Below are 24,775 nucleotides of genomic sequence, written 5' to 3'. Positions count from 1 at the left end.
CTACGAAAGTGGCACGTTACTTTGTCAACGGAGTCCTTCATGTCAAGACGTCTCAGAAGAACCAAGATCGTTACCACCCTCGGTCCAGCAACCGATCGCGACAATAACCTCGAAAAAATCATCGCGGCGGGCGCTAACGTTGTGCGACTCAATTTCTCACACGGCACCGCAGAAGACCACCAACTACGCGCCAATAAAGTGCGAGAGATTGCCGCGAAGCTTGGCCGCCATGTGGCGATTCTGGGTGACCTGCAGGGTCCTAAAATTCGTGTATCGACCTTCAAAGAAGGCAAAGTATTCCTGAACGTCGGCGATCGCTTCCTGCTGGATGCTGACATGAGCAAAGGCGAAGGCGATAAAGAAAAAGTCGGCATCGATTACAAAGGCCTGCCAGAAGACGTGGTACCCGGCGACATCTTGCTGCTGGATGATGGCCGCGTGCAGCTGAAAGTGTTGGAAGTACAGGGCGTAAAAGTGTTCACCGAAGTGACTGTTGGCGGCCCGCTCTCCAACAATAAAGGCATTAACAAGCTTGGCGGCGGTCTGTCTGCAGAAGCGCTAACCGAAAAAGATAAAGTCGATATCGTTACTGCTGCGAAAATTGGCGTTGATTACCTGGCCGTTTCGTTCCCGCGTAATGGCGAAGACATGAACTATGCTCGCCGTCTGGCGCGTGAGGCGGGTTGTGATGCTCAATTAGTCGCAAAAGTGGAACGTGCTGAAGCCGTTGCGTCACAAGAAGCGATGGATGATATCATCCTGGCCTCTGACGTGGTGATGGTTGCTCGCGGTGACCTCGGCGTAGAAATTGGCGATCCAGAACTGGTGGGTATTCAGAAAGCACTGATCCGACGTGCTCGTCAGCTGAACCGTACTATCATCACGGCGACTCAGATGATGGAATCCATGATCACCAATCCAATGCCAACCCGTGCAGAAGTCATGGACGTGGCGAACGCCGTGCTGGATGGTACCGATGCCGTGATGCTGTCAGCTGAAACAGCGGCAGGCCAATATCCGGCAGAAACCGTGTCAGCGATGGCAAAAGTGTGCCTTGGTGCGGAAAAAATCCCTAGCGTTAACGTCTCCAAGCACCGTCTTGAAGTGCAGTTCGACAACGTGGAAGAAGCGATTGCCATGTCTGCGATGTATGCCGCAAACCACCTTCAGGGTGTGTCTGCCATCATCACCATGACCGAATCTGGCCGTACAGCATTAATGACTTCGCGTATCACTTCGGGTCTGCCGATCTTCGCCATGTCACGTCACGAACGTACCCTGAATCTGACGGCACTGTTCCGTGGTGTAACGCCCGTCTATTTCGATAGCAACAACGATGGTGTTGCCGCCGCACATGATGCCGTGAACCTGCTGCGCGACAAAGGTTTCCTCGTCTCTGGCGACCTGGTGATTGTCACTCAGGGCGACGTGATGGCGACCACCGGCACCACCAATACCAGCCGTGTCCTGCGTGTAGATTAAACCCTAACGCAATACCGACAGCGGCTGTAACAACATGGACAAACGCGACTGCCTGGCAGTCGCGTTTTATTTTTCTCTGACAAGGAGGCCAGATGGCCCGCTTTCAACCGATTTCTCAACTCACTGGGCGCGTGCTGCTGTTTCCGCTCGCGCTGGTGCTATTTGAGTTTGCGACCTATATCGCCCATGACATGATTCAGCCCGGTATGCTGCTGGTGACCGCTGAATTCAACGTGGGGCCGGAATGGGTCTCCACTTCGCTCACCGCCTATTTGATGGGCGGTGTGGTCCTCCAGTGGCTGCTCGGCCCGCTTTCCGATAAATATGGCCGACGTCCGGTACTCCTGTTCGGCATTCTGTTCTTCGCGGCAGCATGCATTCTCACCACCTGGGTAACCAGCATCCAACAGTTCGTGACGTTGCGCTTCATCCAAGGTATCAGTCTGTGCTTTATCGGAGCAGTCAGCTACGCCGCCGTGCAGGAAGCTTTTGATGAAGCGTTGGCGGTACGCATGATGGCGCTGATGGCTAACGTCGCACTGCTGGCTCCGCTGGCGGGTCCGCTAGCCGGAGCCGCATGGCTAACGGTCGGGGAATGGCGCAGTATGTTCTGGCTGTTCGCAATATGCAGCGTGGTAGCGTTTGTGGTGTTGTGGCGCATCATGCCGGAAACGGCCGGTGACCGCAGTCACTCCATCGCCCTACCCAATCTGGCACGCACGTACGGTCGCTTGGTCCGCGATCGTCAGGTGATGTACGGATCATTCGCTATCGGCCTGGTGTTTATCCCGATTTTAACTTGGGTTGCCTTATCACCGGTGATCCTGATGCACGATGAAGGGCTATCGCGCATGGAGTATGCACTTCTGCAATTACCGGTTTTCCTGGCGATGATCGCCGGTAACCTGACATTAGGTAAACTGGCGGGCCGCGTCCCGATCGAACAGCCTCTCAAATTCGCTGCTTGGCCAATTCTGGTCGGTTTAAGCATCTCACTGCTGGCTAACCTGCTTGATAGTCACACTTACCTGCTGTTGACCGCGGGATTAAGCCTGTATGCCTTTGGTGCAGGTATGGTGAATGCGGGTTTGTATCGTCTGACACTGTACTCCAGCGATGAAGGTAAAGGCAGCGTGGCGGCGATGCTCGGGATGATCAGTATTTTGACGTTAGCCATCGGCATTGAGCTGGCGAAAAGCGGCTACTTCAGTGGCGGAACGCCGTGGTTTAGTGGCATTAATTTCGCAGCAGGTGTGCTGTGGTTTGGTTTGGTCACGTTGTTCCTGCGGGAGCGTAAGCGTCGCAGCCGTGTTGAAGCGGTAGAGTGAGGCGAGATGAATGATGCCGCTACAGACTGTACATGCTGTAGCGGCATCATTCATTGCGCTGAAGACTATTTACGTGGATAGAGATCTTTGCGCACGTAGGGTTCGATATCCCCCTCTTTACGCGTTTTCAACAACTTCAAAATCCAGGTGTACTGCTCCGGATGCGGGCGAACAAACACCTCGACCTCTTCATTCATACGACGCGCCAGGGTGTTGTCATCGGCATCTAACAGGTCATCCATCGGTGGTCGCACATAAATTTCCAACCGATGTGTTTCGCTGTTATAGACCGGGAACAGCGGCACCACGCGGGCTCGGCAGACTTTCATTAATCGTCCAACGGCAGGCAAGGTGGCCTTATAGGTCGCAAAGAAGTCTACGAACTCGCTGTGCTCCGGGCCGTGATCCTGATCGGGCAGATAATAGCCGTAATAACCCTGACGTACCGAGGCAATGAACGGCTTGATGCCATCATTACGCGCATGCATGCGGCCGCCAAAACGACGACGCACCGTATTCCACACGTAATCCATCAGCGGATCGCTCTGGTTGTGGAACATTGCCGCCATCATCTGGCCTTCAGACGCCAGTAACATCGCCGGGATGTCCACTCCCCAACCGTGCGGCACGAGGAAAATGACGTTTTCTTTGTTAGCCTGTAATTCTTCAATGATTTCGCGACCGTGCCAATCCACACGCTGACGGACCCGCGCAGGATCGCGTATCCCCAACTCAGCCATCATGACCATCGCCTGCGGCGCGGTGGCAAACATACGATCAGCAATCTCTTCGCGCTGCGCTTCGCTCAGTTCAGGCAAACAATAGTAGAGATTGATCAGCGCACGGCGGCGCGCACTTTTTGCCAGCTTGCCGGCAAATCGACCTAATCCGCCCAGAATCGGATCGCGCACTCTGGCAGGCAACATCGCCATACCGGCCAGCGCACCAATCGCCAACCAGTTGCCCCAGTATTTCGGTTTTAAAAAAGAACGTTGAAAAACGGGAATAAACTCACTGTTATTTTTCTTTCGGGTTTCCATGCACTCGCCTCTGACAATGACGGGACAATGATAGTGACGGTGGTTAATTTTGCAATCATCATGCGCCAGATAGCAAAAAACCGACGAATAAATCGTCGGTTTTTTCGAGGTTGGCTATCTTAATCGGCTATTTCAGCGCTAACTGCGGCAGATACGTCTTCACATCGGCCAGATAATTGCTGCGATCTTTACCGGTCAGACCTTCCATACGTGGCAGCTTCGCCGTCAATGGATTGACAGCCTGATTGTTGATCCACACTTCGTAATGCAAATGGGGACCAGTAGAACGACCGGTGTTGCCCGACAACGCAATACGGTCGCCACGCTTCACTTTCTGACCTGGCTTGACCAACGCCTTGCTCAGGTGCATATAGCGGGTCATATACTGACGACCGTGACGAATAGCGACGTAATTCCCGGCTGCACCGCCATTTTTTGCCATCACCACTTCACCGTCACCCACCGCAAGCACCGGTGTACCAATCGGCAGGGCGAAATCGACACCTTTATGAGGTGCGATACGTCCCGTCACCGGGTTCAGGCGGCGTGGATTGAAGTTAGAGGAGACGCGATACTGCTTCACGGTGGGGAAACGCATGAAACCACGCGCCAAGCCGGAACCGTTGCGATCGTAGAATTTGCCGTCTTCCGCGCGGAAAGCGTAATAATCTTTGCCACCGCTGCGCAAACGCACGCCGAGCAGTTGGCTCTGGGCACTCTTTCCATCCAGCATCTCACGCGACATTAGCACGCTGAAATCATCACCGGCGCGCAGTTTGCGGAAGTCCATCTGCCACTGCATCGCTTTAATGACGCTGCTGGTTTCTGCACTGGTCAATCCAGCACGCTGAGCGCTGGCGCCAAAGCTGCCGCGCACTTCGCCTTTCAGCACGCTGTTTTGCCACTCACCCTTTTGCATCTCTTGCTGCATCTTGAAGCTGCCATTAGGCTGACGCGCATAGGTGCGAGTTTCACGGCGATCCACTTCCCAGGTAAAGTCCTGTAGTTGTCCATCGGCATCCAGCGTCCAGCTGAGCTGCTGGCCAACGCGCAGGTTACGGAAGTCTTTGTCGCTGCTCACCAGCGCATTGATATCACCGATATCGATGCCGTATTGATTCAGCGCGCTACCGAGGGTATCACCCGAGGAAATGGTGTAATCATGAACGTTCGGATTGTCCGGTACGTCTTTATCGATGTCATCAGCGGGGATGTCTTCTTCCGGTTCTGCAGTGGTCTGGTCGATCGGCTCACTGGCATCCGGTAACAGCGTACGCAGTTCGTTTTTGTCCAGCGTGATATCTTTCACGATGGGCGCAACATCATGGGGATGGTAAACGTAAGGCCGCCATACTGCGACGGCCAACGTAATAACAGTTAATGAACCCAACATAACGCGGTGGGGGCGCGGCAAATTATTAAATGCGAGGGCGACAGAGCGGGCTATCTGCTGCACTTTTACCTATTCCTCTATGCTCCATTCAGGCAGCTCGCATACTGGCTCGACAACTGTGAGAGGAATTTCACATAGCTGTCTTTGGTTAAGCTGATTCCCATGCCCAACGGATCAAGGGTGCCTTTACGCACGTTAGTTCCGCGAGACACGGCATCGATGACGGCCGGCCTGAATTGTGGTTCAGCAAAAACGCATACGGCTTTCTGCTCAACCAACTGTGTTCGTATTTGATGTAGTCGCTGGGCGCCCGGTTGGATCTCAGGGTTGACGGTAAAATGTCCAGCGGGGGACAAACCGTAGTGTTTTTCAAAGTAGCTATACGCATCGTGAAAAACGAAATAACCCTTGTTCTTAACCGGGGCAAGCTGAGCACCTATTTGCTTATCAGCACTGGCTAATTCTGCCTCAAACTGCTGCAAGTTCGCGTCAAGTTTGGCTCTGCTTTGCGGCATAAGTTCCAATAATTTTCCATGGATTGCAACCGCAGATTGTCTCGCTATCTCTGGGGACATCCACAGATGCATATTAAACTCGCCATGATGGTGATGATCATGTGCTGCTTCATCGCCTTCAGACTTTTCTGTATTGTGGTCATGACCGTGATCGTCGTCGTGTTCTTCTTCCTCTTCACCACCGCGAATCAACAAGGATTTAACCCCGGGCATAGCCGCAATTTCGAGGTTCTTAGCAGGCGGTAATTCTGCGGCGGACTTCGTCAGAAACGCTTCCATTTCCGGTCCAACCCAAACGACTAAGTCCGCGTTTTTAATGCGTTTTACGTCTGAAGGACGTAAAGCATAATCATGTTCTGAAGCACCATCTGGCAGCAAAACTTCAACCGGTGTAACGCCATCAGCAATCGCTGCTGCGATAAATCCGATAGGTTTGATTGAAGTCACTACCGCTGAGTGTGCAGGAAGTGCAAAGGCGGCAGCGATTGCTGCAGCAGGAAGAGTGAAAGCGAAGCGCTGCTTAATGTGTAACATAATGCGTCATTCCATCGTGACCCGTTGATGGAATGTGATATTATAACATTCGAAATTCAATGCAACCTGTAAATAATATGTCGCCACTTGTTACACTTGAAAACATTTCAGTGAAATTTTCTCAGCGCCCTGTGCTCGCTGGCATCAGCTTGTCACTTGAGCCAGGAAAAATTCTCACGCTGCTTGGGCCGAACGGCGCGGGTAAATCAACGCTGGTGCGGACTGTGCTCGGCTTACTCGCGCCGACCAGCGGCAGTGTTAAGCGCACGCCGGGTCTGCGTATCGGTTATGTGCCGCAGAAATTGCACATCGACCCGACACTACCTATTACCGTGGAACGCTTCATGCGCCTGACGCGGGGAAGCAAACGTGATGCCATTCTTCCCGCATTAAAACGTGTCCAGGCGGGCCATCTTTTGCATGCTCCGTTGCAGAAGCTTTCGGGCGGCGAAACGCAGCGCGTATTGCTGGCACGCGCCCTGCTCAACCAACCTCAACTCTTGGTGCTGGATGAACCCACTCAAGGTGTCGATGTTAACGGTCAGGTTGCGCTCTACGATTTAATTGATCAACTGCGTAGCGAGCTTAACTGTGGCGTCTTAATGGTGTCTCACGATCTGCATCTGGTGATGGCAAAAACTGACGAAGTATTGTGCCTTAACCACCACATCTGCTGTTCCGGTACGCCGGAAGCCGTTTCGCAGCACCCGGAATTTATCGCCATGTTCGGCCCTCGCGGGGCACAGCAGTTGGCTATCTATCGCCATAACCATAATCATCGTCACGATTTACAGGGACGTATTGTTCTGCGCAAGGGAAATGGTCCGTCATGATTGAACTGTTATTACCCGGCTGGCTCGGTGGTGTGTTGCTGGCGCTGGCAGCGGGTCCGTTGGGCTCATTTGTCGTCTGGCGTCGCATGTCCTACTTTGGCGATACCTTGGCCCACGCGTCTTTACTCGGTGTCGCCTTTGGCCTGCTGCTCAATGTAAACCCTTACTACGCTGTGATTTTAGTGACCGTTTGCCTTGCATTGGGTTTGGTCTGGCTCGAGCGTCGCCCGCATCTGGCCATTGATACCCTGCTGGGTATTATGGCACACAGCGCACTATCACTCGGATTGGTCGTCGTCAGCTTGATGCAGGGTGTACGTGTCGATTTGATGGCTTACCTGTTTGGTGATTTGCTGGCGGTGACGCCGGATGATTTGTGGATGATGGGGGCTGGTGTTGCCATCGTGTTGGCGGTCATGGCGTGGCAGTGGCGCTCACTGTTGTCGATGACGATCAGCCCGGAATTAGCGCAGGTTGATGGCGTGAATATTCAGCGCACACGTTTGATGCTCATGCTGGTCACAGCCCTGACGATAGGCGTGGCGATGAAATTTGTTGGAGCGTTGATCATCACCTCGTTGCTGATCATCCCGGCGGCGACGGCGCGTCGTTTCTCGCGTTCGCCGGAGCAGATGGCAGGCTTTGCCGTTGTGATTGGCATTTTGGCCGTGACGGGAGGGTTAACCTTCTCCGCCACCTACGACACGCCAGCAGGCCCTTCCGTAGTGCTTTGCGCCGCCGTGCTGTTCATCATCAGTATGGCTAAAAAGCCTGCGGCGTAACATTCGACCTAAATGACGCCCCTACCACTGTAGGGGCCGCATGAGTGCGCTGGAAGCCTGTTTACTCTTCGCGGCTAATACCGAAATGCTTGTATGCATGCTGCGTAGCCAGGCGGCCGCGCGGTGTGCGCTGAATGAATCCCTGTTGAATCAGGAAAGGTTCAATCACATCTTCGATGGTTTCCCGCTCTTCGCCAATCGCTGCTGCCAGGTTATCTAATCCTACCGGTCCGCCAGAGAACTTATCGATAATCGCCAACAGCAGCTTGCGGTCCATATAATCAAAACCTTGATTATCGACGTTGAGCATATCCAGCGCGCTGGCAGACACTTCACCGCTCATCACGCCATTAGCGCGTACTTCCGCATAATCGCGTACACGGCGCAATAAACGGTTGGCGATACGTGGCGTACCACGCGCACGGCGCGCCACTTCTAACGCACCCTCTTCACTCAACGACAAGCCTAAGCATGCTGCGCTACGGCTGACGATGTGTTGCAGATCCGGTACGTTGTAAAACTCAAGACGTTGCACAATACCGAAGCGATCACGTAGCGGCGATGTCAGTGAACCCGCGCGGGTAGTGGCACCAATCAGAGTAAAGGGCGGCAAATCGAGCTTAATTGAGCGCGCTGCTGGACCTTCGCCAATCATGATATCCAGCTGATAGTCTTCCATCGCCGGATAGAGCACCTCTTCCACCACCGGTGATAAGCGGTGAATTTCATCGATAAACAACACGTCGTGAGGTTCAAGGTTGGTCAGCATCGCGGCCAGATCACCCGCCTTCTCCAGCACCGGGCCAGAGGTGGTACGCAAATTCACGCCCATCTCATTCGCCACAATGTTAGCCAATGTCGTTTTGCCTAACCCGGGCGGGCCGAAAATCAGCAGATGATCCAGCGCGTCGCCACGCAGTTGCGCTGCTTTGATGAATATCTCCATCTGCTCACGCACCTGCGGCTGACCAACATATTCCGCCAGGAGCTTAGGACGAATGGCACGGTCGAGGCTCTCTTCTTCAATAATAGAGCCGCCCGAGACCAGGCGATCGGCTTCAATCATGCATTACCTCAAATAGCCGCGCGAAGGGCTTCACGAATCAGGGTTTCGCAGTCCGCATCGGGTTTGCCGACTTTGCTGACCATGCGGCTGGCTTCCTGCGGTTTATATCCCAACGCCACCAGTGCTGCAACGGCTTCCGCCTCTGCATCGTTGCTTTCAGGCGCTTCTGATGGTGTGGTGAGTGTGAAGGTAGAATCCCCGCCAAACAGATCACCGTGCATACCTTTGAAGCGATCTTTCATCTCAACGACCAGACGCTCAGCGGTTTTTTTGCCTACGCCTGGCAGTTTGATCAGTGACGCAATCTCTTCGCGCTCAACGGCGGTAACAAACTGCTGTGCGGACATGCCGGAAAGAATAGCCAATGCCAGCTTGGGTCCAACACCATTCACTTTCACCAGCTCACGGAACAATGCTCGCTCTTGTTTGTTGTTAAAACCAAACAGCAATTGCGCATCTTCACGCACCACAAACTGGGTGAAGATGATCGCTTCCTGATTGATTTCTGGTAGCTCGTAAAAGCAGGTCATTGGCATATGTACTTCATAACCGACACCGTGCGCCTCAATTAACACCAGCGGCGGCTGTTTTTCCAGAATATTGCCTCTTAGACGACCAATCACCTGAGCAGTTCCTTATATAAGTCTATCAATACGCTAAATATTCCCACTGAAAAAAGGCGACAATCGACAGAACGCCGATGCGCTAACCTGCGTAACAGATTCGGGTGAAAAAGGGCAACCCATGTCTCAGTCAGTGGAAATATGACGGGTATTTATAACATAAAAAAGGCTGGATCAATATCCAGCCTTCAATGTTTGGGATTTTGCTAGCCTGACCGTAACCGCCCACGCGTCATCACCAGTTTGGTATCGCCTAAGCGCGTCGTATTCTGGCTGAGATGGCAATGGGTAATGGCGATGGCTAAGGCATCGGCGGCATCCGCTTGCGGGTTAGCGGGGAGTTTCAGCAAGGTACGTACCATATGCTGCACCTGGCTCTTCTCCGCGCCTCCGGTACCCGTCACCGTTTGTTTGACCTGACGCGCGGCATATTCGAACACCGGCAAATCGAGATTCACCGCCGCCACAATCGCTGCGCCACGCGCCTGGCCCAGCTTAAGCGCTGAGTCCGCATTCTTCGCCATAAACACCTGCTCGATAGCAAAATAGTCTGGCGAGAATTGAGTGATGATTTCAGTCACTCCGGCGTAAATCAATTTGAGGCGAGAAGGCAGATCGGTGACGTTGGTGCGGATACAGCCGCTGCCCAGATAGCTGAGCTGGCGGCCAACCTGACGAATCACACCGTAACCGGTAACGCGCGAACCTGGGTCGATGCCAAGAATTATCGCCATCGCGCACCTCCGGTGTATGGCAGGGAAGAAAACGCCATTACAGCGTTTCCGCTACCTCATCAGAAATTTCACCGTTATGGTAAACTTCCTGCACATCGTCACAATCTTCCAGCATATCGATCAAGCGCAGCAGTTTCGGTGCCGTTTCCGCATCCATTTCCGCTTTGGTTGATGGAATCATTGAGACTTCAGCGGTGTCAGCTTTCAGACCACCGGCTTCCAGCGCATCGCGCACGGCACCGAGTTCTTCCCACGTGGTGAAGACATCAATTGCACCGTCATCGTAGCTCATCACGTCTTCCGCACCTGCTTCCAGCGCAGCTTCCATCACGGCATCTTCGTCCTGGCCCGGCGCGAAAGAGATAACCCCTTTCTTGCTAAACAAGTATGAAACCGAACCATCTGTACCGAGGTTGCCACCGGTTTTGGTGAAGGCATGACGCACTTCGCCCACGGTACGGTTACGGTTATCACTCAGGCACTCAATCATCACTGCTGAGCCGCCAGGACCGTAGCCTTCATAGATGATGGTTTCCATGTTGGAATCATCTTCGCCGCCCACGCCGCGTGCAATTGCACGGTTCATGGTGTCGCGAGTCATGTTGTTGGACAGGGCTTTGTCCATTGCTGCGCGCAGACGCGGGTTAGAGGCCGCATCGCCGCCACCCAGTTTCGCTGCGGTCACCAGTTCACGAATGATTTTGGTGAAGATTTTACCGCGCTTAGCGTCCTGCGCCGCCTTGCGGTGCTTGGTATTCGCCCACTTACTGTGTCCAGCCATCTTTACTGTTTCTCCGATCTTTAACAGGGTGCAGGCTATCTCACTTGCAATCTTGTCCCCCGGCAGTGCTCGCAATCCTCACGTACAAGAGTACGCTCCGGTTGCTGCGCGCTGACGGTGAACAACCTTGCTGCGCCGATAACGCCTGACTGTTCAATATTGGGCGGGGTAGAACTGGCAATTTTTGCCGATTACGCCCGTCTGTTCAATTTTAGCGGTGCGAGATGAATGTCTGGCACCGGATTTAAGTACGAAGAGAAAAGGGAATACGCTTCGTCGAATTCGTGGAATCTACCTTAATTGCCGCCGGAAAAACGCGCGGCGGCAGGCCATTCAGGTAAATTCTTCGATTGCCTGGCGATTACTCCAGGACTTGGTCAGGGCTGCGGCAGCGGCGGGCTCCAGCCAGCGCGCGGCGAGGTGCTCGGTGAGCAGCGGATCGCGTTCTTGCGGTAGCGCCAATCGGAACCAGTGTTCGCGGTTGTGCGTAGTGCCTGGCGCATAGCGATGGCGAAAGTGCGGGAAGATTTCAAACTCAATGCGTTTGTGGCAATCATCCAGCACCAGCTGTTCACCCGCAACGTCGATACCCAGCTCTTCGGACACTTCGCGCTGTGCTGCCTGACGCGGGCTCTCACCCGCTTCGAGGCTGCCGGTCACGGATTGCCAGAAGCTTTCATCATCCCGTCGCTGCAGCATTAACACCCGGCCAGTATCTCGCGCAAATATCACCACCAGCACTGAAACCGGATGTTTATAGCCCATTACTTGTTCTCTGACTTTTCTTTCTTCGGTGCCACCAGAATACCTAAGTCCAGTAGCGCCGCCGGGTTGGCTTCACTCGGTGCTTCGGTCATCAGGCACGCTGCTGCGGTAGTTTTCGGGAACGCGATAACATCACGGATGTTGTCGGTGCCAGTCAGCAACATGGTCAGACGGTCCAGACCAAATGCCAGGCCCGCGTGCGGTGGGGTACCGTACTTCAGCGCATCCAGCAGGAAGCCAAACTTCTCGCGCTGCTCTTCTTCGGTAATTCCCAAAATGCTGAACACGGTCTGCTGCATTTTACCGTTGTGGATACGTACGGAACCGCCACCCACTTCGTAGCCGTTGATCACCATATCGTAAGCATTCGCCACGGCCTGAGTCGGATCGACAGCAAGCTGTTCTGCCGTCAGCTCTTTTGGTGCGGTGAAAGGATGGTGCATCGCTGCCAGATCACCCTCTTCATCCGCTTCGAACATTGGGAAGTCGACGACCCACAGCGGTGCCCATGCTTTGTCATTGGTAATTTGCAGATCGCGGCCCACTTTCAGACGCAGTGCGCCCAGTGCATCCGATACCACTTTGGCACGATCAGCACCGAAGAAGATCAGGTCGCCATCTTGTGCAGAGGTACGGTTCAGAATCGCTTCAACGATTTCAGGCGTCAGGAACTTCGCTACCGGGCTCTGTACACCCTCGAAGCCTTTCGCACGTTCGTTGATCTTCATCCACGCCAGACCTTTGGCACCATAGATCTCTACAAACTTGGTGTACTCATCAATCTGCTTACGCGTCAGTGCAGCACCGCCTGGCACACGCAGTGCCGCAACGCGGCCTTTCGGATCGTTAGCCGGGCCGGCGAACACCTGGAATTCTACGCTTTGCAGCAGGTCAGCCACGTCCACCAACTCCATTGGGTTACGCAGATCGGGCTTGTCAGAACCATAACGGTTCATGGCTTCAGCGAAGGTCATCTGTGGGAAATCACCCAGCTCTACACCCTTCACATCGACCCACAGTTCACGAATCAGACGCTCCATCTTTTCACGCACCTGCTCGGCAGTCATGAAAGAGGTTTCAACGTCGATCTGGGTAAACTCTGGCTGACGGTCTGCACGCAAATCTTCATCACGGAAGCACTTCACGATCTGATAGTAGCGGTCAAAACCTGACATCATCAGCAGCTGTTTGAACAGCTGTGGGGACTGAGGCAGCGCATAAAACTTGCCTTTATGAACGCGGCTTGGCACCAGGTAGTCACGCGCACCTTCTGGCGTAGCTTTGGTCAGCATCGGGGTTTCGATATCGAGGAAGCCCTCGTTATCCATAAAGCGGCGCACGAAGCTGGTGATTTTCGCACGCGTCTTCAAGCGCTGAGCCATTTCCGGACGACGCAGGTCCAGATAGCGATAGGTCAAACGCGCTTCTTCACTGTTGACTTGGTTAGAGTCCAGCGGCAGCGGTTCAGCACGGTTGATGATGTTCAGCTCGTGGGCGAACACTTCGATATCACCGGTCGCCATGTCGCTGTTGCGATTTTTCTCTTCACGTGCACGCACGGTGCCGGTGATCTGGATACAGAATTCGTTACGCAGCTCAGATGCCAGCTGGAATGCTTCCTGACGATCGGCGTCGAAGAATACCTGAGCGATACCTTCACGGTCGCGCATATCGATAAAAATCAGGCTACCCAGATCGCGACGGCGATTAACCCAGCCGCAGAGAGTGACTTGCTGACCCACGTGGGACAGATTGAGCTGTCCGCAATATTCTGTACGCATAACGTATCCTTTTAACTTCGCCGCTGCTGCAAGACAACATCAGGCCGCGTAACCTTCTGTGATGCTGTCGCAAAAAAGGCGGCTATTATAATGGAAAAACCCAGGCAGGATAAGTAGAGCCAGATCAAAGCGAATAAATGATCGGCGATTATCGCCGCTGTTTTTCCTGCCGATGTGGAAACAGGGTACATTACGCCACACTTTCCCGTCCGCAAAGCATTTAGGAGCTCAGGTTTGACACTTCGTATTGGGTTACCGCAATGGCAGCATGCGCGCTGGAAAATGTTCGGTCTGGAGACATTAGCAGATTACGCCCAGCTGTTTGACTGTGTTGAAGGCAATACCACGCTGTACGCCTTGCCCTCACCCGAAGTGGTGATGCGCTGGCGCGATATGACACACGATGATTTTCGCTTCTGCTTTAAATTCCCGAAGAGCATCAGCCATACCGCCGCGTTGCGTCACTGCGATGAGCTTCTCAACGAATTCTTCCGCTTACTCGATCCACTGAGCCAGCGTATGGGGCAGTATTGGTTGCAACTGCCCGCCACTTTTTCACCGGCACAACTCAAAGACCTGTGGGCGTTCCTTGATAACCTGCCACGCGGTTTTAGCTACGGCGTGGAAGTGCGCCACGAGCAGTTTTTTGCCAAAGGCGAGGCAGAACGCACCCTCAATCGCGGCCTGCTGGAGCGCGGCGTTAACCGCGTGATCCTTGATAGCCGTCCGGTGCACGCCTCAACCTCGCAGACCGCCGCCGCCGTGGATGCACGCGCGAAGAAACCGCGCGTGCCGCCCCACGCGGTGCGCAGTGGATCGCAGCCGATGGTGCGTTTTATCGGTAGCGATAGCGTGGAAGAGAGCGTGCCACTGTTTACGCCCTGGCAAAAAAAGCTGGCGGAGTGGCAGAACGAGAGCGATCCGATGCTGTTTATCCACACGCCCGATATGGGCGAGGTGTTTCCGCTGTTGCAAGCGCTATGGCCACAGCTGCAGCAGCTCGAGCCGACGCTGCGCAATCTGCCCAACTGGCCGCAACAAACGAGCTTGTTCTAAACGCAAAGCGGGTGCAGCTTGAGGCAGTTTCTGCCAGAATAGCGCCCTTTCCGTTTTCTCTCCGGACCTTCAATTATGTCTGACCGCGATACGCTATTTTCCGCGCCCATTGATAAGCTGGGTGACTGGACCTTTGACGAGCGCGTGGCTGAAGTCTTTCCCGATATGATTCAGCGCTCGGTGCCGGGCTATTCCAACATCATCTCGATGATTGGCATGCTGGCAGAACGTTTTGTCCAACCCGACAGCCAGGTTTACGATCTCGGCTGCTCGCTGGGTGCTGCCACGCTCTCTGTGCGCCGCAACATTCATGTGCCGGGCTGCCAGATTATTGCCGTGGATAACTCTCCGGCCATGGTAGAACGCTGCCGCCGCCACATTGATGCCTTCCGTGCCGATACGCCGGTGCAGGTGATCGAAGCGGATATTCAAGATATCCATATTGAAAACGCTTCAATGGTGGTACTGAACTTTACCCTGCAATTTCTTGAACCGCCTGCGCGTTTAGCGTTGTTGAAAAAAATCGCTGCGGGTCTGAACCCAGGCGGCGCGTTGGTGCTATCGGAAAAATTCAGCTTTGAAGACGCTGAAGTCGGTGAACTGCTGTTCAACATGCACCACGACTTCAAGCGCGCTAACGGCTACAGCGAACTCGAGATCAGCCAGAAACGCAGCATGTTGGAAAATGTGATGTTGACGGATAGCGTAGAAGCGCACAAAGCGCGCCTGAAAACGGCCGGGTTTGCCCACGCAGAGTTGTGGTTCCAGTGCTTTAATTTTGGTTCTTTGGTAGCGTTGAAATGATTGATTTTGGCCGTTTTTATCAGCAAATCGCCACTGGCCCGCTCGCCAGTTGGCTCGAAGTATTGCCTGCTCAAGTGGCTGAGTGGCAACGCGAGAACTTGCACGGCAAGTTTCGCGATTGGGAGAAGGCGGTTGATTATTTACCGCTGCTGACGCCGCAGAAGCTCGATCTTTTAGATAGCGTCAGCGCAGAAGCTGACAACCTCACCGAGCGCCAGCGTCTTGGCATTGAGAATCTGTTACGCAACTTGATGCCATGGCGCAAGGGTCCTTACTCGCTATACGGCACGCATATTGATACCGAATGGCGCTCCGACTGGAAGTGGGATCGCGTATTGCCGCACATTTCTCCACTGACGCATCGCACAGTGTTAGATGTTGGCTGCGGCAGCGGCTATCACATGTGGCGCATGATTGGCGCAGGCGCCAAATTGGTGGTCGGCATCGACCCGATGCAATTGTTCCTGTGCCAGTTCGAAGCGGTGCGTAAGCTACTGGGTGACGATCGCCGCGCGCATCTGTTACCGCTTGGCATCGAACAACTGCCCGCACTGCAGGCATTTGACACCGTGTTTTCAATGGGTGTGCTGTATCACCGCCGTTCCCCGCTTGATCATCTGCTGCAACTGAAAAACCAGCTCGTGAGCGACGGGGAGTTAGTGCTTGAAACACTGGTGGTGGAAGGTGATGAAAACACCGTGCTGGTACCCGGTGAACGTTATGCGCAGATGCGCAACGTGTACTTCATCCCCTCCGCTGCGGCATTGAAGAGCTGGCTGGAGAAGTGCGGCTTTGTGGATGTCCGTATCACCGATTACGCGGTCACCTCGGTGGAAGAACAACGCCGTACCGGTTGGATGACCAGCGAGTCTCTGGCCGAGTTCCTGGATCCTAACGACAGCACGAAAACCATTGAAGGTTATCCCGCACCGCTGCGTGCCGTGCTGGTGGCACGCAAGCCTTAGTGATTAACGCCGCGACAGCGCCAGCTTCGCGGCGAAACCGATAAACACGCACCCCGTCAGACGATCCATCACTTTCAATACCGCTGGACGACGCAAATGCGCAGCAAAATACTGGCTGCCACCAATCAGCACGGCATTCCATACCAGACCAATGGCCATATGGGTTAACGCCATCAACGTACACCACAGCGGCACAGAAGCACCCGCAGGAATAAATTGCGGCAGGAAGGTGACATAAAAGACACCCACTTTAGGGTTCAGCAGATTGCCAAACAACCCGCGAGAGAAACAGGCAAAATAACTCTGCTCTTTGCTTTGTGCACTGTGCCCCTCTTCCGCTTGAGTGCGGGGATTAAGCAGCAGCTTCACACCGAGATAGAGTAAATAAGCCGCACCAATCCACTTCAGTAGGTTATAGGCCATTTCTGACGCCAACAGCAGCGCACCCAAGCCTAAGCCCACCGCGACACCCCAGACCAAACACCCCAGCGTCACACCCAAAGCAGTGGCGGAAGCCCGTTTCCAACCTTGGGCCGCCGCGGAACGCAACACTAACGCGGTATCAAAACCGGGGGTGAGCGTCAGAATGGTAATCGCAAAAAGAAAAGAAAATATCAGTGTCATGGCCAGCTCCCTGTGAATTCGCGCTTATCTTAACCGTGTCGCAACATGATGACGATAATTACCTTCCGTCAGTAATTGATAATAATTCTCAACTTGCCAGCAATGGTTAAATCTCCGTCATGGTTCTATGCCAATTTAGCTGCAACCGCTTTTCTCACATCAAGGAGTTGTCGCTATGAGTAAGTTCATTTTTTCTTCTCCGCGTAAATATGTGCAAGGTGCAGGTGTGTTAGATGAACTAGGAACCTACGTTGCCGAACTGGGGCAACATGCGTTTCTGGTGGCAGATGACATTGTCTGGCAGTTGATCGGCGAGCGTACGCAGAAAACCTTACAAGCCGCCGGAGTGGAGTTTATTCGGCAGCCGTTTAAGGGTGAAGCCTCCAGTAATGAGATCAATCGCTTGACGCAACTGGCTAAATCTCAAGGCAGCAACGTGGTGGTCGGTCTCGGCGGTGGAAAAACGCTGGATACCGTAAAAGCCGTGGCCGATGAGCTTAAACAGCCCGTGGCGATTGTACCCACCGTTGCGTCAACTGATGCCCCCTGCAGCGCATTGTCAGTTATTTACTCCGACAGCGGTGTGTTTGAAAGCTATCGTTTCTACAGTAAAAACCCCGATCTGGTGCTAGTGGATACCGCCGTCTGTGCCAGTGCACCGGCCCGCCTGTTTGCATCGGGCATCGCTGATGGCTTGGCAACCTGGGTCGAAGCCCAAGCGGTGCTTCGTTCTCATGCCAAATCCATGGTCAATGGCGATCCAACCATTGCCGGTACCGCGATTGCGCGCGCCTGTGAAGAGACGCTGTTGACCTGGGGATTCAGTGCCTATACCGCCGTGAGTGAAAAACGTGTGACGCCTGCGGTGGAAGCGGTGGTGGAAGCCAATACCCTGCTCTCCGGGCTGGGCTTTGAGAATGCCGGTCTGGCGGGTGCGCATGCGATTCATAACGGTTTTACCGCCATAGATGGTGATATCCATCACCTGACGCACGGTGAAAAAGTGGCATACGGTACGTTAACGCAAATGGTGCTGGAACAGCGCGCAGATGAGGAAATTGCGCGCTACATTCGCTTCTATCGCTCGATCAATATGCCTACCACGTTGAAAGAGCTGCACCTGGAGAATGAAACCTGGGAGAATCTGGTGCGCGTAGGGGCGTTAGCGAATAGCGAGGGCGATACCCTGAAAAATCTCAACCCAAACCTGTCACCGGAAGATATTGCCAATGCGATAGTGGCTGTCGATGCATTCAGCAAAACCGTGAAATGAAGATGTGATCCAAGGGCGTGCCTAGGCACGCCCAAACCGATCACGTCATATTCAGTCGCCATCCTCTGCCGTCGCTGGCGCGCGATCCCAATACTGGTATTTGTAAGCAGAACTCAGGTGACGTTCGATAGTCCCCTTAGCAAACACCTCGGTTTCATGCAGATAACTCAGCGTACAGTTACCCACTTCATCCCAGAGCTGACACTCGTCTACGGAGTGTAAGGTACTCACTGGCGTGGTCGATAAGCCGTCGAGTCTCATCTCACGCCACTGCTTATCGTAACTGTAACTATCTTTCCCGCGCGAACTGGACGAAGAGGTCACCAGACCTTGTGGGTTCCAGCGCCAGGTGTTTTCACCGTTGCTGGCGTTGTCATTGCCGCGAGCCACACTTTTTTCCAGACGAAAATGTTTGTCATAACGGTAAGTGGTATCGGTGAAACCGTCTTTACCCATGCTGGTAAATTTATCTGAGGCGCTGACAATGTTGCCATGTTGCCCCGCTTGCCAGCTGATCGTGCCCTGACGATTATCCACTACCTGCTCTTTACCCTCTTTAACCACTTTCACCAAATAGGCGTACTCTGCCACCCAGCCATGCTGCACACGGGCAATATGCTGTTCCATGGTGAGCAGCACGTTGCCTTCATTTTTGTCATAAGTGATATCAGCCACCATCAAGTCGCCACAGGGGTCAAACTGGCCGAGGACGCGCTTTTGTGAATCGACATCCTTACCGAACTCGCCAGCCACCACTTGGCGCACCGCGCCTTTGGCATCGCCGCCCAGCATGATCCAGTTATTACTGCTGGTGATATTTTTACTCAGCGGCGGACAGGTCGTACTCACCGCTAGCGCACTACCCGATAAAGGCAACAGCAGTACCAAAACAGCACAAGAGAAGGATTTCATGAGGATTTATCCGTATCAGCGATAAACTAATCAAAGCATCTTTTTGCCTAACGCGCTATCAACGGCTGATCGACAGATAAAAAGAACCCCAGCAAGGTTCACTGGGGTTTGGTACTTGCAAACATCACGTCCTGGGTATGGCGTGCTGCGCGGCAAAACGGGTGCGAACTCAGGCGACGCGGACTGCGGTCATTTCCATCATGCTTTTCATGGCTTCAATCACATCGCCATCAACACAAGTTCGACTGAATTCATCAGTTTCCGCTTCGGAGCACATAGATACACCGGCTTTGCGGTAGCGCATCGGCGAAGCGACTAAACGGCTGGCGGAGCTGTGCACTTCCTGCAGACCACTATCAATAAACTTCTGCAAATTGCTTAAGCGGACGCCCGCCCCGGCCATAATGATAGGACCCGTACTCAGTTCATTTAGTTCCCGCAATAATGCAATTCCTGCTTCGGCACTTTGCTGCTGTCCGGAAGTCAAGATGCGCGCGATACCTAAATCAGCCAGCACCTCCAGCGATTTTTTTGGGCTATGACACAAATCAAAAGCGCGATGGAAGGTGACTGCCATGCCATCGCATAACGCCATAATTTGCCGCATACGTGCGATATCAACGTGGGCATCTTCATCAAGCATGCCGATGACGACACCAGGAAAACCCAACTCACGCATCAGCGCAACATCGGATTTCATCACCTCAAATTCCTGCGCGGTGTAACAAAAATCGCCACCACGCGGGCGAACAATGGGGTGTACGGGAATCGATAATTCACGTTGTGCGGCTTCCAGCACGCCAGCCGATGGCGTCAACCCGCCTTCGCGTGGCGCACTGCATAGCTCCACGCGATCGGCACCGCACTGCTGTGCAGTCATTGCACAGTCGATGCCGTAGCAACAAATTTCCAGTTTCGTCATACGTTACTCCTTTTCATGACTTCTGGCTCGGGAGGATGGCTTCAGTTAGTCTGCTTAAGTGGACAGTTTACGTGGAAACCTCACTATGGCATTCGATTTTGATCAATGGATAGACCGTCGTCACAGCGATAGTTTGAAATGGCACAAATATGGTGATCGCGATGTGCTGCCGTTATGGGTTGCCGACACCGATTTTCGCTCCCCACCGTGCATTATTGAGGCCATTAAAAAACGTGCCGATCACGGTATTTTGGGCTATGGCGCCACACCCAGTGGATTGATTGATATCACGGTTTCGCGTTTAGCGCAGCGCTATCACTGGCATATTCAACCGGAATGGATCGTCATGCTACCTGGGGTAGTCTGCGGTCTGAATCTTTCGGTCCGCGCATTTACGGAAACCGGCCAACGCACCGTCGCCCCAACGCCAATTTATCCCCCTTTTCGGGCGGCATCAAAGCTGGCCGAACGCGAGCAGGTTAACCTACCACTGCAGTTGCATAACGATCGCTGGGTGATGGATCTTAATGCTGAAGCCATGCAAGGAAACGAAAGGCTCCTGATGTTATGTAACCCGCAAAATCCCGGCGGAACAGTATATCGTCGTGAGGAGTTGCAAGCGCAGTTAGCGTTCGCACAACAGCATGATCTCATCGTCTGCTCAGACGAAATTCACTGTGATTTGGTGATCTCCCACGACGCGCACCATATTCCTTTCGCCGCGCTAAGTGAAGACGCCGCTCAACGCAGTATTACCCTCATGTCCCCGTCAAAAACCTTCAACATTGCCGGGCTGGGGGCATCAATGGCGATCATTCCTAATGCGGAATTGCGCAAACGCTTTAAGCAAGTACGTGAGGGCATTGTGCCGGGGGTTGATATTCTGGCATTGGTTGCTGCTGAAGCTGCATGGCGTGAAGGGGACGAATGGCTAACTGAGCAAATCAGCTATCTGCGCGCCAATCGAGACTGGCTGGTGGCGCACGTAAATGCTTTCCCCGAATTGCGTATGAATAGCCCAGAAGCGACCTATCTCGGCTGGATTGATGCGAGCCAGTTGGATGTCGCCAGCCCTGCACTCTATTTCGAGAAACACGGCCTCGGTTTTTCACCCGGCCGCGATTTTGGCGATGATCACTTTGTCCGTTTCAACTTTGGCTGTACGCGTGCTTTATTAGAGCAGGCAGTTGCCCGGTTACATCACGCGGTCAAGGCACGGCGTTAACGTTGCTCGCTGGCGACAATCTCTTCCAGTCGCCATGGATGAAACTTAATTGTGGTTTGCCCATCCGTCACCGCCAGCGTGGGGTTGGGCAAACGCTCATTCTCCCCTTTTGGCGCGCTGGTTTTGAATGAGATGCCAGGCTGGCTCAACGCATGGTCCGATAACAGCGTCATCGCACGCATTCCCAGGGTTTCTGGCTCACCGCGCAGAACAATTTCAACGTGTTCCCAACCTTCATGGCGATACAGTTTCTCACCTGGCCAAGGTAACTCAATCACATCCACCTGCCAGCCCGCGAGTCGCAGTGGCTGATGCAGTTTGAACAAACAAATAGGACGACCGTTGATGATCGCTTCCGAAAACAGGTTGCCGATTTGCTGCAATCCCGCTTTCCACCGCTCCGCCGTGGTGAACTGATGGCAACGTACGGCAAGATGATCGGCTTCATGTTCAGCTAAATCCAATCCCAATCGTGCAGCAAATTGCTGTAAATCCTGCTCAAATCTGGCCAGGTCTTGTTCTAAATCACTCAGTTCCGAAGGAAAATTCATCTTAAAACTCCAAAATCGCCTATTTCAGTTCAGTTATTTTAATCAATTCAAGCGATGGGCCGTTGCACATTGCGCTTGACAAAATTGTCGGATTCCTCCGATTAAGCATCAGAAAGCGCCTAAAACCGTTCAAACAGGGCATCTAATTAGGATTAATCGCTTAATCAGGTCCATAAGTTACTTTATGAAAGTGGGTTAAAGCACTGTTAATATTAACGATAATTAATACAATGAGATAACTCTTATTTCAGTTGCAAACAATTGCAGCTTGATACCCTTTCTTATAAATTTGTGTTTCACAACTACAAGGAATGGCTCTATGTCTATGCTCATTGTTGTCGCGGTCCTGATTGCATTGATGGGATTTGCAATTTCCCGCCACTGGAAGGTGCGTGAAGACAAAAGCGTTAAAAATCCTCGTCGCCACCCGCGCCGCCGTTAATCGGCGCGCGGGCTATTGCCAGCCCTTATTGCGCATGCGAAAAGCTGACGCACCTTAACATTTCACGTATACTTCCCCTCTTATTTTTCCGTCCCGCCGCCTAGTTGCGGGATGACGACATCGGCTCACCGCCAGTGGTGGGCCTTTTCAGCATATGAAGGTAACGCGGTGAATATTCAGGCTCTTCTATCCGATAAAGTCGGTCAGGCAATGGTCGCGGCGGGCGCACCAGCGGATTGCGAACCCCAGGTTCGTCAGTCTGCTAAGGTGCAGTTCGGTGATTACCAGGCGAACGGTATCATGGCTGTGGCTAAAAAGCTTGGTCAGGCACCCCGCCAGTTGGCTGAACAAGTGATTCAGCATCTGGATCTCGACGGCATCGCCAGCAAAGTAGAAATCGCCGGTCCCGGCTTCATCAATATTTTCCTCGATCGTCACTGGCTCGCCGCGCAAACTGCACAGGCACTGCAGTTGCCACGTCTCGGCGTGAGTCATCTTGAACCACAAACCATTGTGATCGATTACTCCGCGCCAAACGTGGCGAAGCAGATGCATGTGGGTCACGTTCGTTCCACCATCATCGGTGACGCTGCGGTTCGTACACTGGAATTTCTCGGTCACAACGTGATCCGCGCAAACCACGTCGGCGACTGGGGCACGCAGTTCGGTATGTTGATCGCGTATCTGGAAAAGCAACAGAACGAGCATCATGAAGATATCGCGCTGGCGGATCTGGAAGAGTTTTATCGCGAAGCAAAAGTCACTTATGACGCCGATGAAGCCTTTGCGGAACGCGCACGCGGTTACGTGGTGAAGCTGCAAGGCGGTGACGAATATTGCCGCAAGATGTGGAAGAAGCTGGTCGATATCACCATGAGTCAGAACCAGGAGGTCTACGATCGCCTGAACGTGACCTTGACCCGTAAAGATGTGATGGGCGAGAGCCTCTATAACGACATGCTGCCTGGCATTGTGGCCGATCTGCGTGAGAAAGGTCTGGCTGTAACCAGCGAAGGCGCCACCGTGGTATTCCTTGATGAGTTTAAAAACAAGGAAGGTGAAGCGATGGGCGTGATCATCCAGAAGAAGGATGGCGGCTATCTCTACACCACCACCGATATCGCCTGTGCGAAATACCGCTACGAAACGCTGAAGGCGGACCGCGTGCTGTACTACATCGACTCACGTCAGCATCAGCATCTGCAGCAGGCATGGACTATCGTGCGCAAAGCGGGTTATGTCCCAGAATCTGTTCCATTAGAGCACCACGCTTTTGGCATGATGCTGGGCAAAGACGGCCGTCCGTTTAAAACTCGCAGCGGCGGCACCATTAAGTTGGCCGATCTGCTGGATGAAGCCGTTGAACGTGCACTTGCGTTGGTCAGTGAGAAAAATCCAGAGATGTCCCCGCAAGAGCTGAAAGATCTGGCTGAAGTGGTCGGCATTGGGGCAGTGAAATACGCTGACCTGTCAAAAAGCCGTACTACCGATTACATCTTTGATTGGGACAACATGCTGGCGTTCGAAGGCAACACCGCGCCTTATATGCAGTATGCCTACACCCGTGTGCTTTCCGTGTTCCGTAAAGCCGGTCTTGATGCCGATAGCCTGAAGGGTGACATCGTGTTGACTGAAGAGCGTGAGGCGCAACTGGCCACCCGCTTGCTGCAGTTTGAAGAAGTGATCACTCAGGTTGCTCGCGATGGTACGCCACACGTGATGTGTGCTTATCTGTACGATCTGGCTGGCCTGTTCTCTGGCTTCTACGAACACTGCCCTATCCTCTCCGCAGAGGATGAGCAAGTGCGCAATAGCCGACTGCAACTGGCTGCGCTGACAGCCAAAACGCTGAAGCAAGGACTGGATACGCTGGGTATTAAAACCGTCGAGCGTATGTAAAACAAAAAACCCGCCTCGGCGGGTTTTTTTATGCATTACTGATAGTTGACCGTCACACTGCTGCTCACCACCCGCAAACCTGGTGGCAATGCACCTCTGCCCTGAAAACCAAATGCCAGATGCAGCGTCTCATCAGCAGAGATATTGGCGAGTTCGCGTGTCGAACCATTACCCCCCTCAATCTCGACACAGCGCTGTGGTGCACACAAGCGCACGACCAACCCTGACGGGGCCGGAACACTGAGCTGATAGCGCCAGTTCACCACCGTAATGGTGCCCGGCGCAGCAGACGGCGCCTTCAACGCCGGCGTCATCAGCCAGTTACCGCGCACACCCAGGCTCGGCCCACTGGCGCTGTCACTCCAGGCACCCGTAGCGGCATCGATATTCAAGGGAAGCGCCATCACGGGCAACATCATCAATGCCCAACACCAGCAACGCATAA

General features: G+C 53.5%; 25 protein-coding genes. 11 read left to right on the top strand and 14 right to left on the bottom strand.

Going from position 1 to position 24,775, the window contains the following annotated elements:
• The first annotated feature begins 39 nt into the window (after positions 1 to 39).
• The gene (pyk, locus tag HA51_RS10445; RefSeq protein ID WP_084934454.1) at positions 40 to 1,482 is read left to right on the top strand and encodes a pyruvate kinase; all 1,443 of its coding nucleotides are present in this window, start codon (positions 40 to 42) and stop codon (positions 1,480 to 1,482) included.
• A 92-nt stretch (positions 1,483 to 1,574) separates the two neighbouring features.
• A complete protein-coding gene (locus HA51_RS10440; RefSeq protein WP_084934453.1) occupies positions 1,575 to 2,810 on the top strand; it encodes an MFS transporter in 1,236 nt (411 codons plus the stop codon).
• A gap of 65 nt (positions 2,811 to 2,875) precedes the next feature.
• Here HA51_RS10440 and lpxM read toward each other — a convergent pair whose 3' ends face one another.
• The 3 genes from lpxM to znuA form a co-directional block, all read right to left on the bottom strand.
• On the bottom strand, positions 2,876 to 3,850 hold the full coding sequence (gene lpxM, locus HA51_RS10435) for a lauroyl-Kdo(2)-lipid IV(A) myristoyltransferase (RefSeq protein WP_084934452.1): 975 nt from the start codon (positions 3,848 to 3,850) through the stop codon (positions 2,876 to 2,878).
• 127 nt (positions 3,851 to 3,977) lie between these two features.
• The gene (gene mepM / locus HA51_RS10430; protein ID WP_084934451.1) at positions 3,978 to 5,306 is read right to left on the bottom strand and encodes a murein DD-endopeptidase MepM; all 1,329 of its coding nucleotides are present in this window, start codon (positions 5,304 to 5,306) and stop codon (positions 3,978 to 3,980) included.
• A gap of 14 nt (positions 5,307 to 5,320) precedes the next feature.
• Positions 5,321 to 6,292, bottom strand: a complete 972-nt coding sequence (znuA, locus tag HA51_RS10425) for a zinc ABC transporter substrate-binding protein ZnuA (protein ID WP_084934450.1) — start codon at positions 6,290 to 6,292, stop codon at positions 5,321 to 5,323.
• Between the two features lie 77 nt (positions 6,293 to 6,369).
• Here znuA and znuC point away from each other — a divergent pair, with 77 nt between their 5' ends.
• Together znuC and znuB are read left to right on the top strand one after the other, a co-directional pair.
• Positions 6,370 to 7,125 carry a zinc ABC transporter ATP-binding protein ZnuC gene (znuC, locus tag HA51_RS10420; RefSeq protein WP_084934523.1) on the top strand — a complete coding sequence of 252 codons (756 nt, stop codon included), beginning with the start codon at positions 6,370 to 6,372 and terminating at the stop codon, positions 7,123 to 7,125.
• The gene (gene znuB / locus HA51_RS10415) at positions 7,122 to 7,907 is read left to right on the top strand and encodes a zinc ABC transporter permease subunit ZnuB (RefSeq protein WP_084934449.1); all 786 of its coding nucleotides are present in this window, start codon (positions 7,122 to 7,124) and stop codon (positions 7,905 to 7,907) included. Before znuC ends, znuB begins: the two co-directional genes overlap by 4 nt.
• A gap of 61 nt (positions 7,908 to 7,968) precedes the next feature.
• On the opposite strand, the gene ruvB is transcribed toward znuB, so the two are convergent.
• From ruvB to aspS, 6 genes are all read right to left on the bottom strand, one after another.
• The gene (gene ruvB, locus HA51_RS10410) at positions 7,969 to 8,973 is read right to left on the bottom strand and encodes a Holliday junction branch migration DNA helicase RuvB (protein WP_084934448.1); all 1,005 of its coding nucleotides are present in this window, start codon (positions 8,971 to 8,973) and stop codon (positions 7,969 to 7,971) included.
• 8 nt (positions 8,974 to 8,981) lie between these two features.
• Entirely contained in the window at positions 8,982 to 9,596 is a 615-nt protein-coding gene (gene ruvA, locus HA51_RS10405) for a Holliday junction branch migration protein RuvA (protein ID WP_084934447.1), read from the bottom strand.
• 206 nt (positions 9,597 to 9,802) lie between these two features.
• Positions 9,803 to 10,330, bottom strand: a complete 528-nt coding sequence (gene ruvC, locus HA51_RS10400) for a crossover junction endodeoxyribonuclease RuvC (RefSeq protein WP_084934446.1) — start codon at positions 10,328 to 10,330, stop codon at positions 9,803 to 9,805.
• 37 nt (positions 10,331 to 10,367) lie between these two features.
• Complete coding sequence (locus HA51_RS10395; RefSeq protein ID WP_084934445.1) at positions 10,368 to 11,111, bottom strand: YebC/PmpR family DNA-binding transcriptional regulator; 744 nt, start codon at positions 11,109 to 11,111, stop codon at positions 10,368 to 10,370.
• Positions 11,112 to 11,444: 333 nt separating this feature from the next.
• Positions 11,445 to 11,876, bottom strand: coding sequence for a dihydroneopterin triphosphate diphosphatase (nudB, locus tag HA51_RS10390; protein ID WP_084934444.1), 432 nt, complete (start codon positions 11,874 to 11,876; stop codon positions 11,445 to 11,447).
• Entirely contained in the window at positions 11,876 to 13,657 is a 1,782-nt protein-coding gene (gene aspS, locus HA51_RS10385; protein ID WP_084934443.1) for an aspartate--tRNA ligase, read from the bottom strand. Before aspS ends, nudB begins: the two co-directional genes overlap by 1 nt.
• Before the next feature lie 234 nt (positions 13,658 to 13,891).
• On the opposite strand from aspS, the gene HA51_RS10380 reads away from it, so the two are divergent.
• The 3 genes from HA51_RS10380 (at position 13,892) to cmoB (ending at position 16,482) form a co-directional block, all read left to right on the top strand.
• Entirely contained in the window at positions 13,892 to 14,713 is an 822-nt protein-coding gene (locus HA51_RS10380; RefSeq protein WP_084934442.1) for a DUF72 domain-containing protein, read from the top strand.
• 75 nt (positions 14,714 to 14,788) lie between these two features.
• Positions 14,789 to 15,517, top strand: a complete 729-nt coding sequence (gene cmoA, locus HA51_RS10375; protein ID WP_084934441.1) for a carboxy-S-adenosyl-L-methionine synthase CmoA — start codon at positions 14,789 to 14,791, stop codon at positions 15,515 to 15,517.
• On the top strand, positions 15,514 to 16,482 hold the full coding sequence (gene cmoB, locus HA51_RS10370) for a tRNA 5-methoxyuridine(34)/uridine 5-oxyacetic acid(34) synthase CmoB (RefSeq protein WP_084934440.1): 969 nt from the start codon (positions 15,514 to 15,516) through the stop codon (positions 16,480 to 16,482). Before cmoA ends, cmoB begins: the two co-directional genes overlap by 4 nt.
• Before the next feature lie 3 nt (positions 16,483 to 16,485).
• Here the strand turns inward: cmoB and HA51_RS10365 are convergent, their stop codons facing one another.
• The gene (locus tag HA51_RS10365) at positions 16,486 to 17,106 is read right to left on the bottom strand and encodes a LysE family translocator (protein WP_084934439.1); all 621 of its coding nucleotides are present in this window, start codon (positions 17,104 to 17,106) and stop codon (positions 16,486 to 16,488) included.
• A 175-nt stretch (positions 17,107 to 17,281) separates the two neighbouring features.
• Between HA51_RS10365 and HA51_RS10360 the strand changes: the two genes are divergently transcribed.
• Positions 17,282 to 18,379 carry a glycerol dehydrogenase gene (locus tag HA51_RS10360; protein ID WP_084934438.1) on the top strand — a complete coding sequence of 366 codons (1,098 nt, stop codon included), beginning with the start codon at positions 17,282 to 17,284 and terminating at the stop codon, positions 18,377 to 18,379.
• A gap of 51 nt (positions 18,380 to 18,430) precedes the next feature.
• Here the strand turns inward: HA51_RS10360 and HA51_RS10355 are convergent, their stop codons facing one another.
• Positions 18,431 to 19,291 (bottom strand): hypothetical protein, encoded by an 861-nt coding sequence (locus HA51_RS10355; protein ID WP_084934437.1) that lies wholly within the window; start codon positions 19,289 to 19,291, stop codon positions 18,431 to 18,433.
• Positions 19,292 to 19,460: 169 nt separating this feature from the next.
• Entirely contained in the window at positions 19,461 to 20,213 is a 753-nt protein-coding gene (gene cutC / locus HA51_RS10350) for a copper homeostasis protein CutC (protein WP_084934436.1), read from the bottom strand.
• Positions 20,214 to 20,298: 85 nt separating this feature from the next.
• On the opposite strand from cutC, the gene HA51_RS10345 reads away from it, so the two are divergent.
• Entirely contained in the window at positions 20,299 to 21,438 is a 1,140-nt protein-coding gene (locus HA51_RS10345; RefSeq protein ID WP_084934435.1) for a MalY/PatB family protein, read from the top strand.
• On the opposite strand, the gene HA51_RS10340 is transcribed toward HA51_RS10345, so the two are convergent.
• Positions 21,435 to 21,989, bottom strand: a complete 555-nt coding sequence (locus tag HA51_RS10340; RefSeq protein ID WP_084934434.1) for a VOC family protein — start codon at positions 21,987 to 21,989, stop codon at positions 21,435 to 21,437. The genes HA51_RS10345 and HA51_RS10340 overlap by 4 nt on opposite strands.
• A 319-nt stretch (positions 21,990 to 22,308) precedes the next feature.
• Here HA51_RS10340 and HA51_RS27685 point away from each other — a divergent pair, with 319 nt between their 5' ends.
• A complete protein-coding gene (locus HA51_RS27685; protein ID WP_007889544.1) occupies positions 22,309 to 22,431 on the top strand; it encodes a hypothetical protein in 123 nt (40 codons plus the stop codon).
• Positions 22,432 to 22,599: 168 nt separating this feature from the next.
• Positions 22,600 to 24,330 carry an arginine--tRNA ligase gene (gene argS / locus HA51_RS10335; RefSeq protein WP_084934433.1) on the top strand — a complete coding sequence of 577 codons (1,731 nt, stop codon included), beginning with the start codon at positions 22,600 to 22,602 and terminating at the stop codon, positions 24,328 to 24,330.
• Positions 24,331 to 24,365: 35 nt separating this feature from the next.
• Here the strand turns inward: argS and flhE are convergent, their stop codons facing one another.
• Positions 24,366 to 24,773 carry a flagellar protein FlhE gene (flhE, locus tag HA51_RS10330; RefSeq protein ID WP_084934432.1) on the bottom strand — a complete coding sequence of 136 codons (408 nt, stop codon included), beginning with the start codon at positions 24,771 to 24,773 and terminating at the stop codon, positions 24,366 to 24,368.
• Positions 24,774 to 24,775 lie beyond the last annotated feature (2 nt).

It is taken from the genome of Pantoea rwandensis, assembly GCF_002095475.1.
Classification (GTDB): Bacteria; Pseudomonadota; Gammaproteobacteria; order Enterobacterales; family Enterobacteriaceae; genus Pantoea; species Pantoea rwandensis.
The sequence above is the reverse complement of the archived record's forward strand: the minus strand, read 5'-3'. Positions and strand labels throughout refer to the sequence as shown.